Origin of the sequence: Nocardia sp. NPDC056564, from assembly GCF_042793755.1 — a bacterium.
Classification (GTDB): Bacteria; Actinomycetota; Actinomycetes; order Mycobacteriales; family Mycobacteriaceae; genus Nocardia.
Window position 1 is genome coordinate 283,947 of record NZ_JBHTUR010000004.1, and the last position, 18,549, is coordinate 302,495.

The following is an 18,549-nucleotide window of genomic DNA, read 5'->3' on the forward strand; positions in this document are numbered from 1 at the left end:
GATGACTCGCGGAGCCAACACGTGTCCGCTGCGGTCGAGCTGACCGCCCCGAGCCATCCGCAACGTTACGAGTTATGGAGATCTTGTCAGTGAATTCGCCCTACGAGACTTCCCCCTACGGCGATGAACCGCATGGCGGCCGTCCTCCACGGAGTTCACATCCTGGTCCCAACCCGTATCAGAGTCCCCGCCCCGGGCCGCCGCCGCCACCGCCGGGTGCCCGGCCCGGCCCGCCGCCGGCCCAGCGCCCCGCCCCCTACCCGGGAGAGCTGCGCGGCCCGCAGCCCCAGCGTCGTCCGGGACCGCCCCCGCCGCCGCACCAGCGGCCGCCGCAGGGTAGGCCCAACCCCGCCCCGCCGCCCGGCGCGCAGGCGACCCAGAAGATCGAGCGCAACTCGCTGAGCGACGTGGTCGCCGACCGCGGCAGGCGCGGCGGTCCGCCCACCGGACCGCGACCGAGCGCCGAACGCGCGCGCCGCGTCGGCGATCCCGGCACCGGCACCGGCGAACGCAGGCAGACCGCGGGCGGCCCGCCGTCCGGCCCGCCCCCGCGCCGCAACGGCGGCAGCGGTGGCGACGGTTCCGGCCCGGGCAAGCGCAAGCCGGGCGCGAAGAAGAAGTCGCCGTGGCGGATCGTGCGCCGGGTCATCTACGTGATGATGGCCATGGCCATCCTGATTCCCAGCGGCGTCTTCCTGATCGCGTACACGACTGTTTCGGTACCCCAGCCCGGTGACCTCAAAACCAATCAGGTGGCGACCATCCTGGCCGCCGACGGCGAGACCGTGGTCAGCAAAGTCGTTCCGCCGGAAGGCAACCGGACCGACGTCACGATCGAGCAGATCCCGGCGCACGTGCGCAACGCGGTGATCGCGGCCGAGGACCGGGACTTCTACTCCAACCCCGGCTTCTCCATCTCCGGCTTCGCCCGCGCCGCGCGGGACAACGTGCTCGGCAAGGAAAGCGCGGGCGGTGGTTCCACGATCACCCAGCAGTACGTGAAGAACGCGCTGGTCGGTGACGAACGCTCGCTCACCCGGAAGATGCGCGAGCTGGTCATCTCGGCCAAGATGGCGCGCCAGTGGAGCAAGGACGAGATCCTCACCGCGTACCTGAACACCATCTACTTCGGTCGCGGCGCCTACGGCATCGACGCCGCCGCCAAGGCCTACTTCGGCAAGCCGGTGACCGAACTGACCCCCGCCGAGGGCGCGGTGCTCGCCGCGACCATCCAGCAGCCGTCCGGCCTGGACCCGGAGAAGAACCCCGAGGGCGCGAAGACCCGCTGGAACTATGTGCTCGACGGCATGGTGTCCGGCGGCAATCTGCCCGCGGCCGAGCGGCAGGGCATGCAGTACCCACAGGTGGTGCCGGTGCAGGCGGCCGCCAAGGACAAGACCCTGGACAGCGGCCCGGAGGGCCTGATCAAGACCCAGGTGCTCAAAGAGCTGTCCGCCGAGGGCATCAGCGAGCAGCAGATGAACACCGCGGGCCTGTCGATCACCACGACCATCGATCCGAAGGCGCAGAAGGCCGCCGTGGACGCCGCGCAGAAGAAGATGCAGGGCGAGCCGGAGAAGCTGCGCGCCGCGGTCGTCTCGGTCAATCCGAAGACCGGTGGCGTCGTCGCCTACTACGGCGGCGACGACGGCCAGGGCTGGGACTACGCCAACGCCGGCCTGCAGCCGGGCTCGTCGTTCAAGGTGTTCGGCCTCGCGGCGAATCTCGAACAGGGCGTTCCGCTTTCGCAGCTGTACGACAGCTCGCCGATCACGGTCAACGGCATCAAGATCACCAATGTCGAGGGCGAGGGCTGCGGCATGTGCACCATCGCCGAGGCGCTGAAGCGGTCGCTGAACACCAGCTTCTACCGGATGCAGATCGATATGGGCAACGGCCCCAAGAAGATCGCCGACATGGCGCACAAGCTCGGCATCCCGGAGAACATCCCCGGCGTCGGCCCGTCGCTCACCGAACCGGACGGCAGTGGCCCGAACAACGGCATCGTGCTCGGCCAGTACGACTCCCGCCCGCTCGACATGGCCTCCGCCTACGCCACCCTGGCCGCCTCCGGCGTCTACCACAAGCCGCACTTCGTGCAGAAGGTCGTCGCGGCCGACGGCTCGGTGCTGCTGGATCGTGGAGAGGTCGCGGGCGAGTCCCGGGTCTCGGCCGCGGTGGCGGACAACGTCACCGACGCGATGAAGCCGATCGCGGCCTGGTCGCGCAATCACAACCTGGCCGGCGGGCGCGAGTCGGCCACCAAGACCGGCACCGCCCAGCTCGGCGATTCCGGGGAGAACAAGGACGCCTGGATGGTCGGCTACACCCCGTCGCTGTCCACCGCGGTATGGGTGGGCGCGGTGGACAGCACCGCGCTGCGCAACTACCAGGGCGGCATGATCTACGGTTCCGGCCTGCCGTCGGATATCTGGAAGGCCACCATGGACGGTGCGCTGGAGGGCACGAAGAACGAGACGTTCCCCAAGCCCGCGCCGATCAAGGGCCAGGCGGGCGTGCCCGCGTGGTCGGCGCCGTTCACCCCGCCGTCCACCACCGACGCACCGCCGCCGCTGATCCCGCCGATCATGCTCCCGCCGCAGATCGACACCCCGTTCGGCCCGATCCAGATCCCGGGCGGGCAGCCGCGGCCGCAGGCCCAGCAGCAACCGCAGCAGCAACAGCAGCCGCGCGAGGACGGCCCGACGCCGCTGCCGGGACAGCCGATGGCGACCGAGGCGCCGACGTCCGGCTCGCCACGGCCCGGTCAGGCGGAGAGCAACGGCGCCCCGCCCACCACTCGCAGCAGGTAGACCGATGGCGTCGTCCCCACCCAGCCGAGTGGGGACGACGCGATCCGAACCCATGGCCGAACTCAAGGTAGCGTCGGGTGCCGTGACCGATCAGGAACTGGTGGACCAGCGAACGAACGGGAGCGTGCCGCAAGCGGGTGGGGCGTCTTCCGGTGGCGCGTACTACGTCGCCCCCGGCCCGCTCGCGCCGGATCTGCGGTCGGCCGACGCGCGAGATCGGCCCAGCCGCAATGATTCCCTGACCGCGCAGCTGTCCACGGTGATCGGCGGTCCGGTCGGTGAGCACGCGCTGATCGGGCGGGTGCGGTTCTGGACGCCGATGCGGGTGCTGCTCGCGTTCACCGTGGTGTTCCTCGCGTTCGGCTGGTTCGGCAAGGCGGGCTGTATTCAGCAGACCACCACCGCGGACGGCTCGCTCACGCTGGACTGGAACAACGGCCGCCAGTACGTGGCGATGTGTTACTCGGATACGGTCCCGCTCTACGGCGCGGAGCGGTTGAACGAGGGCGCGTTCCCGTACAAGAAGGACTGGACCGAGCAGACCGCGGACGGCGGCCGGGAAACTCGCTACATGGAATACCCGGTGTTATCCGGTCTGTACCAATACCTTTCGATGCGCATCGCCAAGGCCTGGGATGCCTCGCCGCTGCCCGGCGCGCTCCAGGTGGTGATCTATTTCAACGTCGTCGCGTTCGGTCTCGCGCTGGCCTGGCTGGTCACCGTGTGGGCGAGCGCGCAGCTGGCCGGGCGCCGGGTGTGGGACGCGGCACTGGTCGCCTGCTCGCCGCTGGTGATCGTGCACATCTTCACCAATTTCGACGCCCTGGCAACGGCTTTGGCCGCGACCGGCCTGCTCGCCTGGGCGCGCAGGCGCCCCGCGCTCGCGGGTCTGCTGCTCGGCCTCGGCGGCGCCGCCAAGCTGTATCCGCTGCTGCTGCTCGGCCCGATCGTGGTGCTGTGCCTGCGCGCCGATCCGATGCAACGGATGCCGAGCACCCAGCTCGGGCTGCGGCTGCGCGATATCAACAGCTGGTCCACCGCGCTGGACTGGATTCGCGAAACCCCGTACCGGGTGCACTTGCTCAGCACCCGCCCGCTCGGCGCCGCGGCCGTCACCGTCTCGGCCGCGCTCGGCACCTGGGTCGCGGTGAACCTGCCGATCGCCGCGCTGTACCCGAACGGGTGGCGGGAGTTCTTCCGGCTCAACACCTCCCGGCACGCCGACCCGGACTCGCTGTACAACGTGATCACCTCGTTCACCGGCTGGCCCGGCTTCGACGGGGTGCTCACCCACGACCAGCAACCGGTCATCCTGAACGCGGTGTCGCTGCTGGCGTTCGTGCTCGCGTGCGCGGTGATCGGCTACATCGCGCTCACCGCACCGCAACGGCCGCGGCTCGCGCAGCTGTGCTTCCTGGTGATCGCCGCGTTCCTGCTGACCAACAAGGTGTGGAGCCCGCAGTATTCGCTGTGGCTGGTGCCGATCGCGGTGCTCGCGCTGCCGCACCGGCGAATCCTGTTGGCCTGGATGACGATCGACGCGCTGGTCTGGGCGCCACGCATGTTCTACTACCTCGGCCTGGACAAGAAGGGCCTGCCCGAGCAGTGGTTCACCGGCGCCGTGGTGCTGCGCGACCTCGCGGTGGTCGCGCTGTGCGCCCTGATCGTCCGGCAGATCTATCGCCCCGGCGAGGACCTGGTGCGGCGCGACTATGTCGACGATCCGATCGGCGGCATCGTCGATCGGGCGCCGGATCCGTTGCTGGCCTGGCTGCCCGAGTTCCTCCGGCCCCGGGTGGCGCCGGCCCGCGAGTGGAACGCGCAGGCCGGCGATGCCGCCCGCGGCGCGGGTAATCACGCGGAGGCGGCGAACCCGGGTCAGTGGGTGCGCAGATAACGCGCGAGCAGCGCGGGTTCCTGGGGTAGCAGGTCCAGGTCCAGCTGCCACGGGCTGCCGGTCCACGGATCGAACAGCGGCGTCCCGTCCACCGTCGGCAGGTGCCTGCACGACTGGGACAGCATGGCCACGGTCGTGTCGGTCGAGTCGGATTCGTCGCTGCCGATGATCACCGTCGACAGCCCGATCAGATCGCCCCGCATGATCAGCGAGCCGATCCGCTGCGCGTCCGAACTCTGGTAGCCGTGCGGGAAATCCGCGGCGACCAGGATCCGATGCTCCGTGGGCGGGCTGCCCATGCCGCTGGTGAAGGCCAGCTCGGCCAGCTCGGCGGCCTGGACCAGCGCCTGCAACCGCTCGGAGATCTCGCCGTGGTCGGTGATCGGCGGTCCGTTCAACACCGGCGCGAGCAGCCCGGTGAAGCCGCTGAACGCCCCGGTCAGATCGATGATGTCGACCAGCGTGCGCCGGCCCGGCGTCGAGGTGAGCAGCCGGGCGAGCAGCGCACCCACCACCGGCGCGACCGCGCGCGTGGATTCGGTATCTATCCACAGCGGCCGATTCAACGGCACCGGAACGCAATACGGCACGCGCAGCGTCCCGCGTTCGCGGGCATACAGTTCGCCGAGGCGGATGCCGTCGCTCGGGGTGATCGGCTTGTCCCAGACCGGCGAGTCCCAGGACGCCAGCGCGGGCGGCAGCATCAGGTCGGCGTCGGCGAGCTCGCGCACGAGCTGCGCGCTGTCGCGCTCGTGGTTGCGTTCCGCGGTGGCGATCAGCTCGTCGTTGCGTTGCTGCGCGGCCCGGCGTGCGGCGTCGGCGGCCGGGGTGTTGCGGGTCGCGGGATCGGACACCGCGGCGGACAATTCATGATCGAGTCGCTTGGCCGCGTAGTCCCTGGCGGAGACCAGCGCGGCGGCCGAGCGAGCGGCATCCTCGAAAATCATCCACAGGCGTTCCAGCCCGTGCCCGACCTCGATCGGCGCCGCGCCTGCCGAGCGGGCCTCGCCGGCCAGCGGTCCGGACATGGTGTGCACGCCGGGGCCCGGCGGGTGCACACCGCTCGGCTGGGCCACGTCGCCGGTCTGCGCCGCCGAACCAGTCTGCGCCGCGGGGTCCGCCGGATCGTCCTCGACGTCGACGCCGTGCGCGGTCAGCAGCACGCCGAGCCCGCCGGAGTAGCCCTGTCCGACGGCGCGCAGCCGCCAGTCGGCGCCGCGCCGGTACACCTCCAGGCAGATCAGCGCCGCCTCGCCGGAGGACGGCGTGACCACGAATTCCGCTGTCGCCTCGTCGTTTTCGGACAGGGTCGCGGTCACCGTGCCGAGGCCACCCGGCCGGCCCGGCACCGCCGGATCGGCGCTGACCACCAGCAGCACCGATTTCGCGTCACCGCGCACCTCGGCCAGGGTGACGGTCACCCGGTCCGCGTCCAGCCGGACGCCCCGCGTGCTCGGCTGGTTGTAGAAGACGAAGTCGTCCGGACTGAACACCCTGAGGTTCTCCGCCACGACCAGCGCCGAGACATCCAGCGCCGCCTCGGCTTTCGCGCCGAACCGGACGACGCCACCGGCCAGGGGCATATTCTGGCCGGGCTTCAGTTGAATCACGTTGTCTGCCTTGCTGTTCGCGCCACCTCGATCAGTGCTGCAAGAACCGGCCGAGGTGGGGCACCGCCTCGCCGGGGTGCTTGGCCGCGAAGCCCTCGCCGATCGCCTGCAGCTTCCAGTCGCCGCCGACCCGGAAGACCTTGGCCATCGCCATCGCGGTGAACGGCATGCCGCCGGCCAGGGTGTAGCGGGCCAGCTCGGCGTTGGTGGTGCCGTCGACCAAGCGGCAGAACGCATTCTGGATCTGCTCGAAGGTGTGCCCCTTGTACGAGGTCACGATGAACACCAGCGTGCTCACGTGCGCCGGGATGCGGGTGAGGTCGACCAGGATCACCTCGTCGTCGCCCTCCCCCTCGCCGGTGAGGTTGTCGCCCTGGTGCCGGATCGAGCCGTCCTTGGAGGTCAGCTGGCCGTAGTAGGCGACGTCGACCGGGTTGTTGTCGGCGAACATGACCACCGACGCGTCGAGATCCACGTCGACGGTGCGGTTGCCGAACATGCCGCGGTTCTTCACCGGGTCCCAGCCGAGGCCCATCTTGACGAAGGTCAGCGCGGCGCCGCCGTCCTTGCGCAGGGTGACCCGCTGGCCCTTGACCAGGCTGACCGGGCGGTCCTTGCTGAGGCTGACCTCGGCGGGCGGCTGCTGCGGCGGGGGCGGCTGGCCGGCCGGCGGGTAACCGCCCTGCGGGGGCGGCGGGTAACCGCCGGGTCCGGGCGGCGGCGGGTAACCCGGGCCGGGCGGCGGGTAGCCGGGTCCCGGCGGCGGGTAGCCACCGGTGGGCGCGGCCTGCGGATTCTGCTGCGCCGGGTACGCGGGCGTGGTCGGCGGCGGGTAGTTCGGCGCGGGCTGCGTCGGGTAGGCCGGGGCCTGCTGGGGCGGTGGCGGGGGCGCGGCCTGCGGTGCGGGTGCGGCCTGCGGGGCGGGCGAGTCGTCGACGGTCACGCCGTGGTCGGTGACCAGCGCGGCGAAACCGCCCGCGTAGCCCTGCCCGACGGCGCGCACCTTCCAGCTGCCCTGGCGGCGGTACAGCTCCAGCGCGATGACGATCGACTCGGTGCTCAAGCCCTCGATCTGGTACTCGTACAACCGGTTACCGGTCGCGTCGGACACGATCGCGGTGGGCGCGGGGAACCGGCCGAAGTTGCTGGTCGCGTCGTCCAGGGTGATCACCGCGCGAATCTGCGCGATGTCGGCGGGCACCGCGTTCAACGACACCGCAAGCGAGGCGGGTTGCCCGGCGGGTGCGGGCTGTAGGTTGACCCCTGGTCCGCTCGGCTGGTTGAAGAAGACGAAGTCCGCGTCGGTACGGACCTTGCCCTGCTCGGTGACCAATAGTGCGGACAGATCCGCGGGCGCCGTGAGCTGGATGGAGACCACCACGTCGTTCGTGGCCAGCGGACCGTTTTGGCCCTTGGCGAGTGTTGCGGACAAGTTAGACCCTTCGCTTGTCGGTGCGTTCGATGCCACTCTACGAGAAACGCTCGGGCCACGGTTCCGGTAAACGAGCCGATGATCGCGGCGGGCGCGGGAGTGATCGGTTAATGTGTCGGCACGCAGTTGGAATGTGGCGGTTTTCCATGTTCCCGATCGAGACAGCAGGCAGAACACCCTCATGGCGCAACTGTTCGAACAATCCAAGAAGGTGATCGAGGCGCATCTCGCCGGGACCAGCCTGCGCGCGATTTCCGGCTCGATGATCGCCTACGAAGGCAACGTCCAGTTCAAGGCGGCCGGTTTCGGCGGCGGGGACGGCGTGCTCGCCGGGCTCAAGCGCCGCGCCACCGGCGAGAAACTTGCGCTGATGGAATGCTCCGGCAACGGCCGGGTCTTCTTCGCGGTGAACGGGCAGCACGTCACCGTGGTCGACCTGAACAACGAGACGTTGCAGGTCGAATCGCAGCAACTGCTCGCGTTCGCCGGGAACTTGCGCACCGATGTGCGCTTCGCCGGCCTGCGCGGCGCGTCGACCGGAGCCGGGCTGTTCACCACGACGGTGACCGGGCAGGGCCAGGTCGCGCTGCTGTCGGCGGGCGGGCCGCTGATCCACCTCGAGGTGGCGCCGCAGTATCCGCTGGTGGTCGACCCGGACGCGTTCGTCGCGGCGCGCGGCAACCTCAACCAGTCCTTCGTCACCGACGTGTCCCGGCGCACGTTCGTCGGCCAGGACGCCGGCGAGGCGTTCTCGCTGCGCTGGGACGGCCAGGGCGTGGTACTGATCCAGCCGGCGGAACGGTAAGGGCGAGCGGATGTTCGAGAAAGTCAACGGCAAGGTCGTCAAGGTCAATGTCGGACTCGCGGGTGGGGTGGCCGCCCGCACCGGCGCGATGCTGTTCTATACCGGCGACGTTTCCTTTGCGCCGCACCAGATTCCGGGCGGCCAGGGCATGGGCGCAGGCGGTGGCGGGCTGATGCGGATGGCGGGCCGGATGATGGCGGGTGAGCACGAGCGCACCATGCTCGCGCAGGGCACCGGCGAGGTGCACTACGGATTCGCGGGACTGGAGGTCCACGTGGTGCACCTGCAGCCCGGCGCGGTGCTGCGGGTCGAGGCGTCGCGGCTGCTGGCCAATACCGCCGGGTTGCAGAGTTCCATTGTCTCGGTGATGAGTTCGGGCGGCGGGGGTGGCGGCGGTGGCGGCATCATGGGCGCGTTGCGCGGGGCCGCGACCGGCGCGCTGACCGGACAGGGCATGTTCACCACGCAGCTGTCCGGACACGGCGCTGCGGTGCTGCTCGCGCACGGCGGATTCCTGGAATTGCCGGTCGGCGGGCCGAATCCGATCGTCGTCGACCCGCAGGCGTTCGTCGCCGCGTACGGCAATGTGCAGACCGAACTCAAGACCGCGCTCAGTTGGCGCGACGCGGTGGGGCGCGGCTCCGGCGAGGCCATGCAATTGCATTGTGTCGGACAGGGAGTCGTGTACGTGCAGGCCTCGGAAGAGAAGTTGTGACCATGCCGGAAATCCTGAATCCGATGAATCTCGGGGAGAGCGACAATCTTCCGGGAAACAGCTACGCCTACTGCATCGACCTGAACAAGCCGTGGTTCATGCGCAAGGGCGCGATGATCGCCTACTACGGCGACATGCGATTCCAGATGCTCACCCACGGACTGCAGGGCGGGCTGTTGCACATGGTGTCGCAACAGTTCTCGGCCCCGCTGTTCACCGGCGACTACGTGGTGGCCGAGGGGCACGGCAAGCTGATCATCGGCGACCGCGGCTACGACATCAATTCCTACGACCTAGAGGACAACGGCAACCTCACCATCCGCGCCGCCAACCTGCTGGCGTTCGAGCCCGGCCTGTCGCTGAACCAGTCGATCGTGCCCGGCTTCCTCACCCTGATCGGCACCGGGAAGTTCCTCGCCTCCTCCAACGGCCCGGTCATGTTCGCCGAGCCGCCGCTGCGGGTGGACCCGGAGGCCCTGGTCGGCTGGGCCGACTGCCCATCCCCCAGCCACCACTACGACCAGCGCTGGATCTCCGGCTTCCTGGCCGCCGGCGCGGCCCGGTTCGGCGTGAACTCCGGCGAGGAACGTCAATTCGACTTCACCGGCGCGGGCACCGTGCTGATCCAGTCCAGCGAGAAGGTGCTCAGCGACGCCATGCTGGTGCGCACCATCGAGGGCCAGATCCAGAGCGGCATCACGCCGGGCGGGCTGCAACGCCTGCAGGCCGTCATCACCCAGCAGCTGGGTGGGCAGCAGGGGTACTGAGGACCCCGGAATCATCCGTCCGGTCCTACGTTCGACGGACTCAGGGGCGGTGGCGGCGGCGTTAGTTTTCCCGGCAGGACTTCTTGCTGGGAGGCATCATGAGCGTCGGGTTGGTGTTCGCGATCATCGTCGGGGCGATCGTGTTGATCGTGAAGCGGTTCCTGGGCGAGCCGGTCGATGCGCGGGATACGTTCCTGACGCCGCTGATTCTGGTCGGGATCGGTGTCTACAGCGTGACCAAAGTCGACGATCTCGGTTGGATCGATATCGTCTGGCTGGTCATCGGCGGTGTGGTCGGCCTCGCGTTCGGCGCGGTGCGCGGGACGACCACGGTGCTGTTCGATCGCGACGGGCAGCTGTGGCAGCGCTACACCGGCAAAACCCTTGTCGTCTGGGGAACGTCGATCGTGGTCGGCTTCGGGATCAGTCTGCTCGGCGCCGCCACGGGGATGCATCACGATGCCAAGCCGATCACACTGTCGATCGGCATCAGCATGCTCGGGGAGATGCTCACCCTGGGGTTACGGGCGATCTCGACCGGGGTGCCGTTCGCGCCGGACAAGAAGGCGGCCGCGGCCCGGGCCAAGGCGTATGGCGTTCGCGGCGAGGATAATTCGTATCTCGATCGTTTCCTGCACAACCTCGGGCATCCGGGAACGGCGCAGCCGCGGGACGCGCACGACAGCGGCTACGGGCACCCCGACGCGGCGCCTCGCGACCTGCCCGATCGAGACCGGTATCTGCGCGAGCCCGCCGCCCCGGCAGAGGACCGGCCGCGGCGAGAGCAGCCGGGAATCGATCGCTCGCCGAGCCTGCGCGACGGCATCGACTGGCTCAATCAATTCCGCGATCGCAGGCCGTGACCGGGCCGGTCAGGCAATCGGCCGCGCCGCCCATCCACTGCGGAGAATCGTCGCTATATCCGAACTTCGCGCGGCCCAATGCAATTCACGGCGCGCCAGACCGCTGTCGCTGACCAGGCGCGGCGGCTCCGCCACCGCGGGCAGATGCTCGACGGCGATCGGCCGGCCGGTCATTCGAGCCGCCTCGGCAACGAGTTCGTTGACGCTGGTGCCGTTTCCGCTACCGATGTTGTACCGCGCGCACTCTCCCGGACCCGGCAGGTGTGTGAGTGCGGCGACGAAAGCCGTTGCGGCATCGTCGAGATGCACATAGTCCCGAACCGCGCTGCCGTCCCCATTGATCGCCAGCCGTGCATTGTTCCCAGCCGCCACCGCGAGGATCCGCGGCACGATCCTGGTCGGATCCGGATCCGCGCCACCCGCGACGTTGAACAGCCGCAAGACAACCGCGGCCAACTGCCCGGTCGCCGCCTGCGCGGCGATCACCGATTCGGCGGCCTGCTTGCTCGCCGCGTACGGATGCGGCGGACGATCCGGCAGCTCCTCCGACATCGGCTGCCGCTCCGGCGTGCCATAGATCGACGCGGTCGACGCGAACACCAGCCTGCCCACCTTCGCCGCGGCCATCGCCCGCAGCAACGAAACCGTCCCGCCCGCATTGACTTCGAAGAACCGCAACGGATCGCCGAACGATTCGCGGACCCGAGTGCACGCCGCCACATGACACACCGCGTCGACACCGTCGAGCGCCGCGCTCAGCGCCCCGGTATCGAGCAGATCGGCGACCCGGACCGGCACCCCGTGCGGCACCCGCGTCCGCGCACGACGCACCGAACCGACCACGTCGTGGCCGTCGCCGCGCAGTGCCTCGATGACGGCGCCGCCGAGATACCCGTTCGCCCCGGTCACCAGTACCCGCATCCGAGCATTGTCGGTCACCGGAACTACTCGGCGTGCTGCGGTGCGCCCTTGATGAACCAGTTGATGATTTCCTCGCCGGCCAGGATGCCGGTGGCGCGGGTGACGGTGAGGTTGGGGTGGGTCCAGTTGAGGTGTTCGAGTTCGCCGTGGCGGGGCCGGATGGCATAGTCGGCGCTGCGCAGCATCTCGGCGTCGAGCGCGCCGTCGCCGGCCGCGAAAGTGTGTGCCTCGGTGGCGAGTTCGCCGGAGTCGAGCAGCCGGCGGCGGACCTCGGCGACCGCGTGGCTCTTGCAGACGACGTCGGGCATCGAGTAGATCTTGCGTCCCTGCTGGGAGGCGGACCAGCCGCGGGCCCGGCACCAGGCATCCCATTCGGCGAGGAAGCCGGCCGGCACCTCTTTGGGGCGGACGACGAGATAGCAGAACAGGTCGTCGGCCTCGCGGAACTTGGTGACCCACGAATCATCGATCCGGGTGCGCAGTTCGGCGGTGACCGCGGACAGGGTCGCCCCGCCCGCGCGGACCTTGGCGTCGATGTCGATGCGCCAGCGCAGGTCCGGCACGCCGTCCACGAGGATGTTGCCGCCGTTGCTGGTGATGGCGTAACGCCATGGAGCGCCGGGCAATTGGATGCGATTGAACTGTTTGATGGTCCGCGTGGTGGTCGGGATGACCGCGGCGGGCTGGGTGAGGGTCTGCATGCGCAGCGCCGCGGCCGTGGTCATGAATGACAGCGGCGCACCCTCGAGGTGCTCCACGCAGACCGTCGGCACATCGGTGTTCGCGCTGAACGCGTTGCGCGAGTAGATCATTGTTCGATCCAGGTCGGTGGCGACCAGCGTGTGTCTTCGTAGCCTGCGTAGGTCCATCATGTCTGCTGCACGTCCTTGATCAGTCCCATACACGAGTAGGCCAGGTCGGGCACGACCTCGACCGGCACGCCGCGGGCCGCGGCGAGCAGGCGGATATGCGCGTGTTCGGGCGCCTCGGCCGCCCGGACCAGCACCAGCCACGGCATCCGCCGCAGCAGCACCCGGGTGGTCTCGCCGACCCCCGGCTTCACGAAATTCACGCTGGCGATGCCGTATTCGGCGCGCACCTGCTCGACCGACGCCCAACCGGACCAGGTCGGCGTGCGGTCGCTGTCCTGGACGGCGGCCACTTCCGCGGGCACCCGGGCACGCACCGCCGCGAAGGCGGCACTCACGGTGTCGAGCAGGCGGAGCGAGACATCGTCCTCGGCGAGTTCGCGATAGAACTTGGCCCCGTGGAACTCTCCCGGCCCGATCAATGTGTCGTTCAGCACGGTGCGCGAAACCAGGCCGGACACGGTGGAGTTCAGGCAGGCCGAGGCGATGAGGAAGTCGTCGCGCGTGCCGTAGGTGCGCACGCAGTGGCCGGGATCGGCGAGCACCGCGAGTTCCGGGTTGAACCGGGCGCCCCCGGCCGCGTGATAGGCGTCGAGCGCCGCGGTGAGCTCATGCGTGATGGCACCCTTGCCGGTCCAGCCGTCCACGAACACGATCGTGCTCGGATCATGATGCCGGGCAAGGTAATCGAGCGCGACGGCGTCGATGCCGCGGTCCCGCACGATCGACACCGCGTAGTGCGGCACGTCGAGGCTCGGCCGTCCGGCACCGCGCCCGGACTGCAGCCATCGCCGCATGAGCACGCCGATCGGCGTGCCCGCCCGCGCCAGCGACACCAGCACGACGTCGTCCCCGCGTTCGGCGACCACGAGTTCCGCGACGGTCGCCACCGCCAGCGCCAACCGCTCGGCGCTGTCGGCGAGCACCTCGTCGAACAGCGAACGGTAGGCGGCGTCGGGCTGATACTCGATCGGCAGCGACTCCGCGTAATGCGCGACACCGGCCTGGATTCGCCGTTCCCGGACGGCCACGTCGGCCTCCAGGTCGACGTCGGACAGATCCTTGAGCAGCCAGGAAACCTCGTCGGCCGCATACGATCCGAACGCGGGTCCGTGCAGCGGCTCGGGCAGCGGGGTCGCGCTGCGCTCGGCGTGCAGCGTGCGCGGGTCGGCGCCGGGGAGCACCGCGAGCAGTACATCCGCCCCGGAGGCGGTCAGCACGTCGACCAGTCCGCCGCCCGCGACGAGTTCCTCGGTGTCGGCCGGCGGATCGATGACCACAACCAGCACCGGATCGACCGCGGCGGGCCGCACCGCCTCGCCCTGCTGTCCGGCGAATTCCGCCGACCAGTGCGCGTTGTACAGATAGCGCGGCTGTTCCTGCCCGGATTCCGGTGCGGTGAACCGGAATCCACGACGCAGCGGATAACCCGGCTCATCCAGCACATAGGCCGGCGACCGCGTGGTGGTCTGATAGCGGGTAGGCGTACCGGAATCGGCCAGCTCCGCCGCCAACCGCAGCGGCAGATACATCAGTTCCTCGTGCGCGAGCACGATCACGGGCCGGCCCGCGAAGTCCGCGTCCAGCCGGGCCCGCAGCGCGTCGTTCGCCGCGCCGACGGCCGCGTCGAACGCGGCGAAATCCGAACGCAGCACGCCGTGCCTGCCGCCCTCCGGCACCCAGGCCGGCCACGGCAGATCGATTCGGGTGAACGAACCACGCTGTGCGGCAACCGGGTTCAACGCGGGTTCGGGCAGTTCGGCAACCGCGTCCACCAGTCCATCCGGCAGCACGGTGTGCCCCGAGGCCAGGCAGACGGTATCGATGCTCGCGCCAAGCTCCGCCGCCGCCTGCTCGAAGGCGGTGCGATCCGCCGCCAGCCGCATGTCCACCAGCGAGGCCAGCACGTAATGCGAGCGCGGCGAGAACGCGTGCAACGCCCGGATCGCGTCGAGCGCGGTCGCGCCGGTGGAGATCTCGTCGTCGACCAGCACCAGCGGCAGATCGTTGACGAAGATATCGGCGGGCATGGGTTGCAGCTGATGCGAGGTGGCGTGCGAGTGCCCCTCCTCGAACCCGGTCAGCGTTTCCGCCGCGTCGACGTCGCGCCGCGTCGAATGCAGATAGCCGACCGCGTCGATCCGCGCCGCGACGCAATGCCCCAGCCCTGTGGCGGTTTCGGCGAACCCGAGCACGAGCGCCTCGCGGCCGCCGAGCACCTCGCGCACCAGGTCGCCGAGTCGGTTCCCGCCGTCGAGCACCACCCGGGGGTCGGTCGGCAGGTGTTTGCCGAGCACGGTGGACACCAGTAGATGCACCCGCTTCGGATTACGCCGCAGCCCAGGCTGAATCAGCTCCGCGATGGCCAGTTCCGCGGGCAGCACACTGCCCGGCTGCGCCACGCCATAGGATTCCTCGTGCTGCAGTCGGAGACCCAGATTCTTTGTCGCCCAAGGAATTCCGATCACATCGAGCGCGGCGCCGCTCATACCGTCACCAACGCCGTCAGCAGATCCACGAACGAAACTCCCTTGTTGGCCACCCCGAACACCCGCGCCCGCAGCAGCGTCTGCCGCGCCCAGCTGCGGTGTGGGCGCATCTCATTCATCTTGTTCCGATATTCCGAGGCCGCGACCCCGCCGACATCCACCTGCAGGATGTCCAGCGCGTCCGAGTACTCCTCGTGCGTCACCACCGACAGCGCGTGCACCGCCGCGACGTGCGACGGATGGATCACCGTCTTGCCCTGGATCCCGTTGGCCCGGTCGAGGGTGATCTCGCGCAGCAGGCCGTCCAGATCCCGGCTCACCAGGTACTGCCGGAACGGCACCGCGTCGGACTCCTCGAACGGCGCGGTGCGCAGCAGCGGCCGGAACATCCGCTCGTGATCGGCGAAGTACTCCCAGACCGGCCCGGTGATCACGAAACCGGTCCCGTCCGCGCGCCCGAGGTAGTTCACGATGTCGGCGATCACGTCGGCGACCACCCGCACGTCGTAGATGGTCAGGTCGCGGTCGCGCCGGATGCCGAAGGTCGAGCACATATCGGTCGCGCCCACCCGCACCGCGAGCACCCGCTCCCGATGCTCGGCCAGCAGCTCCGCGATCCGGGTCAGCTCCTGATCCCTGGTCTGCCGGTGCACCAGCCCCGCCGATTCGAGCACCGGCATCCCGTAGATCGGCCGTCCCAGCCGCCGCACCGCCGCGTCCAGCGCGTTCAGGTACTGCGGACCGGTCCTGCTGTCGAACTTGGGGAAGACGAACCCGGTCAGCACCGAGGCGCCCGCACCCAACTGGTCCACGATCTCGGTGATCGTGGCCGCGTCGCGCACCCGGACGAACAGCAACGGGTTCGAATCACCGTTGGCGGCAAGCAGATCCAGTGTTTCCACGGTCTGTCGCTTGGCGAATTCGACCTCGTGATCGGCGACCGCGTCCTCCAGGTCGATCACCATCGAGCACACCCCGCGCTCGGCGCGTTTGCTGATGGTCAGCGCCAGGTCCGGCCGGGTGGCCGGCGCGTACAGCGTCGCGCCGAGCCCGACGGCCAGCAGTTCTCGATCGGTGTAGTCGTCGCCGAACGGCTCCGGCGCCCGGTGAAACAGATTCCGTGCCTCGGGGCCGTGCAGCTGCCGGAAGTGGCGCAGCGGCATGCGCTTCCGCAGGGAAACTTCCCGCTGGACGGCGATGCCTGCGGTCATCGTTATCCCACCCTCATTCTCGTCGTGGTCCTGCTTGTTTTCTCATGCGATCCACCACCCCGGCGATGAAGTCGGTGATGGTATCCAGCTCGGCCACATAGGCCCAGTAGTCGGGGTGCCGCCCCGTCAGCGTTTCGCTGATTCGATCGATCCGTGCGGCCTGCGCGTCCAGCACAGAGCCCCATTCGGTGACGAGCCCGCGACTCACCGCGAGCATTTGGGCGTCCCGCAGCCGAAATCGTACGGCCTTGGCTTTCTCTTGCGGGTCGGACCTGACCTCGCGCAACGTGGCCAGCCGTTTGGTGACGGCGTCGACCTGGTGCTCGGCCTCCGTGAGATACCCGCGAGCGGATGTGGTCAGATCAAGTGCAATCTCCGGGTTGTTCTCCGCCGCTGCCGCACGCGCGCGGCCAAGAGCCGCATCCGCGGCGTCGATGGCTCGCTGACTTTCCCGCTCATTGTCAGCTAAATCCGCGGAACTCGCAGCGTTGAATTCGCGCAGCAACGCCGAGTAGGCCGGGGCGAGCCCCTCGGCCCTGGTGCGCGCCGCGGCCAGCCGGGTGCTCACCGAGGAGATCGCGGTCTTGGCGGCCGCGGCCCGAGATGGGGCCTGCGCCAACGCATCCGCCAGTCGCTTGGTCGCCGCCTCCAGCCGGTTCGCGCCCGCCCTGACCACCGCCGCCGACGCGCCCGGACCCGCGGCCTCCAGTGTGATGAGAGCCTCATCCACGGCCGCGGCGTGTTCGCGCACCGAGGGGTAGTCCGCGTACTCGGATTCGGCCGCCTGGCCGCGCACCGCCGCGGCCGCGACCTTTACCTGCTGGGCCAGTTGCGGCACGGTGCCGAGCACCGCGACCGCGTTCTCCAGTTGCCCCTGGTTGCCGCGATAGAACGCGTCCACCGCGCGGGCCGCGTCGGTCAACTGTCTGGTCACCGATTCGGCCTGCTGCGGTCCCTGCGGCATCGGGGTTCCGTCGCGTTCGGCCTGCTCGAGCTGCTCGGTGAGCGCCACGTACGCCCCAGCAGCGTCGTAGCAACGGCTGCGCACCGGCTCCCAGGCCGCCGCCATCCGGCGGTCCGGGAACACCTCCTCGGCCGCGTGCACCGCCGCCTCGGCCGCACTCTGGCGCTGGTCCATATCGAGGAATGCCGAGGCCAGCGACTGTCGCGCCGCGCCGATCCATTCGTTGTTCCCGGCGGACCGGAACCATCCACGCCTGCGACCTACCACGCCCCGATCTTAGAGATCTCCCGTGTTCACCGGGGGTTCTGCCGGTTCCTACGCAAGTTCGCGGAAACCTACTACTGTCGTAAGGCGTACCCGGCGATTCGGACATGCTGGGAACCAATGACGGACTATTGAAAGGGAATCCCGCATGGGTGTCAGTTTGTCCAAGGGCGGCAATGTCTCGCTGACCAAGGCGGCGCCTAACCTCACCAACGTCGCAGTCGGCCTAGGGTGGGATGTGCGGACCACCACCGGTACCGACTTCGACCTCGACGCCAGCGCGATCGCGACCGGCGCGGACAAGAAGGTGCTGTCGGACCAGCACTTCGTGTTCTTCAACAACCTGAAGTCGCCGGACGGCGCCATCGAACACGCGGGTGACAACACCACCGGCGAGGGCGAGGGCGACGACGAGGTCATCAACGTCGACCTGGCCAACACCCCGCCGACCATCGAGAGCATCTTCTTCCCGGTCTCGATCTACGACGCCGAGACCCGGCAGCAGTCGTTCGGTCAGGTGCGCAACGCCTACATCCGCGTGGTCGACCGCAGCAACAACAACGAGCTCGCCCGCTACGACCTCACCGAGGACGCCTCGACCGAAACCGCCATGGTGTTCGGCGAGCTGTACCGCAACGGGGCCGAGTGGAAGTTCCGCGCGATCGGCCAGGGCTACGCCTCCGGACTCGCCGGCATCGCCCGTGACTACGGCGTGAACGTCTAAGGAACCCTTCGAGGTTCGCCAGGGGGCCCGGCAACGGGCCCCCTCCGCATGCGCCCGGGCCGCCCCGGGAAGACTTCAACCCGCCCGCCGCGGCGGCGCGACACCGTTGGACATCCGACGGTGCAGCGGCCACGCTGGTAACAGCGGCGTCAGAACGGTTTCATCGAACTAGCGCTCGGACGGATCCACGTCCGGCCGACGCAAA

Annotated in this window: 14 protein-coding genes; 7 read left to right on the top strand and 7 right to left on the bottom strand. The window is 69.3% G+C overall.

Annotation, left to right across the window (positions count from 1 at the left end; all coding sequences use genetic code 11):
* Positions 1-74 precede the first annotated feature (74 nt).
* Both ACFQ9K_RS12710 and ACFQ9K_RS12715 read left to right on the top strand, forming a co-directional pair.
* Positions 75-2,813 carry a transglycosylase domain-containing protein gene (locus ACFQ9K_RS12710; protein WP_378714221.1) on the top strand — a complete coding sequence of 913 codons (2,739 nt, stop codon included), beginning with the start codon at positions 75-77 and terminating at the stop codon, positions 2,811-2,813.
* Between the two features lie 82 nt (positions 2,814-2,895).
* Positions 2,896-4,710: a glycosyltransferase family 87 protein gene (locus tag ACFQ9K_RS12715; RefSeq protein WP_378714223.1), complete on the top strand. Its 1,815-nt coding sequence runs from the start codon at positions 2,896-2,898 to the stop codon at positions 4,708-4,710.
* Here ACFQ9K_RS12715 and ACFQ9K_RS12720 read toward each other — a convergent pair.
* Both ACFQ9K_RS12720 and ACFQ9K_RS12725 read right to left on the bottom strand, forming a co-directional pair.
* Positions 4,692-6,320: a TerD family protein gene (locus ACFQ9K_RS12720; protein ID WP_378714224.1), complete on the bottom strand. Its 1,629-nt coding sequence runs from the start codon at positions 6,318-6,320 to the stop codon at positions 4,692-4,694. The two genes, ACFQ9K_RS12715 and ACFQ9K_RS12720, sit on opposite strands and share 19 nt — an antisense overlap.
* A 31-nt stretch (positions 6,321-6,351) precedes the next feature.
* The gene (locus tag ACFQ9K_RS12725; protein ID WP_378714225.1) at positions 6,352-7,752 is read right to left on the bottom strand and encodes a TerD family protein; all 1,401 of its coding nucleotides are present in this window, start codon (positions 7,750-7,752) and stop codon (positions 6,352-6,354) included.
* 181 nt (positions 7,753-7,933) lie between these two features.
* Between ACFQ9K_RS12725 and ACFQ9K_RS12730 the strand changes: the two genes are divergently transcribed.
* The 4 genes from ACFQ9K_RS12730 (at position 7,934) to ACFQ9K_RS12745 (ending at position 10,902) form a co-directional block, all read left to right on the top strand.
* Positions 7,934-8,557, top strand: a complete 624-nt coding sequence (locus ACFQ9K_RS12730; RefSeq protein WP_378714227.1) for an AIM24 family protein — start codon at positions 7,934-7,936, stop codon at positions 8,555-8,557.
* 10 nt (positions 8,558-8,567) lie between these two features.
* On the top strand, positions 8,568-9,272 hold the full coding sequence (locus ACFQ9K_RS12735; RefSeq protein WP_378714230.1) for an AIM24 family protein: 705 nt from the start codon (positions 8,568-8,570) through the stop codon (positions 9,270-9,272).
* A 2-nt stretch (positions 9,273-9,274) separates the two neighbouring features.
* A complete protein-coding gene (locus ACFQ9K_RS12740) occupies positions 9,275-10,039 on the top strand; it encodes an AIM24 family protein (protein ID WP_378714414.1) in 765 nt (254 codons plus the stop codon).
* A gap of 98 nt (positions 10,040-10,137) precedes the next feature.
* The gene (locus tag ACFQ9K_RS12745) at positions 10,138-10,902 is read left to right on the top strand and encodes a hypothetical protein (RefSeq protein WP_378714232.1); all 765 of its coding nucleotides are present in this window, start codon (positions 10,138-10,140) and stop codon (positions 10,900-10,902) included.
* Positions 10,903-10,911: 9 nt separating this feature from the next.
* On the opposite strand, the gene ACFQ9K_RS12750 is transcribed toward ACFQ9K_RS12745, so the two are convergent.
* From ACFQ9K_RS12750 to ACFQ9K_RS12770, 5 genes are read right to left on the bottom strand one after another with little or no spacing between them, the layout of a single operon-like run.
* The gene (locus ACFQ9K_RS12750) at positions 10,912-11,841 is read right to left on the bottom strand and encodes an NAD-dependent epimerase/dehydratase family protein (RefSeq protein ID WP_378714234.1); all 930 of its coding nucleotides are present in this window, start codon (positions 11,839-11,841) and stop codon (positions 10,912-10,914) included.
* Between the two features lie 5 nt (positions 11,842-11,846).
* A complete protein-coding gene (locus ACFQ9K_RS12755) occupies positions 11,847-12,695 on the bottom strand; it encodes an HAD family hydrolase (RefSeq protein ID WP_378714235.1) in 849 nt (282 codons plus the stop codon).
* A complete protein-coding gene (locus ACFQ9K_RS12760) occupies positions 12,692-15,181 on the bottom strand; it encodes a phosphoribosyltransferase (protein WP_378714237.1) in 2,490 nt (829 codons plus the stop codon). Before ACFQ9K_RS12760 ends, ACFQ9K_RS12755 begins: the two co-directional genes overlap by 4 nt.
* Positions 15,178-16,392 (bottom strand): HpcH/HpaI aldolase/citrate lyase family protein, encoded by a 1,215-nt coding sequence (locus ACFQ9K_RS12765; protein ID WP_378714239.1) that lies wholly within the window; start codon positions 16,390-16,392, stop codon positions 15,178-15,180. Before ACFQ9K_RS12765 ends, ACFQ9K_RS12760 begins: the two co-directional genes overlap by 4 nt.
* Positions 16,393-16,405: 13 nt before the next feature.
* Positions 16,406-17,623, bottom strand: coding sequence for a hypothetical protein (locus ACFQ9K_RS12770; RefSeq protein WP_378714241.1), 1,218 nt, complete (start codon positions 17,621-17,623; stop codon positions 16,406-16,408).
* Positions 17,624-17,768: 145 nt separating this feature from the next.
* Here ACFQ9K_RS12770 and ACFQ9K_RS12775 point away from each other — a divergent pair, with 145 nt between their 5' ends.
* A complete protein-coding gene (locus tag ACFQ9K_RS12775) occupies positions 17,769-18,344 on the top strand; it encodes a TerD family protein (RefSeq protein WP_040740034.1) in 576 nt (191 codons plus the stop codon).
* The last annotated feature ends 205 nt before the right edge of the window (positions 18,345-18,549 follow it).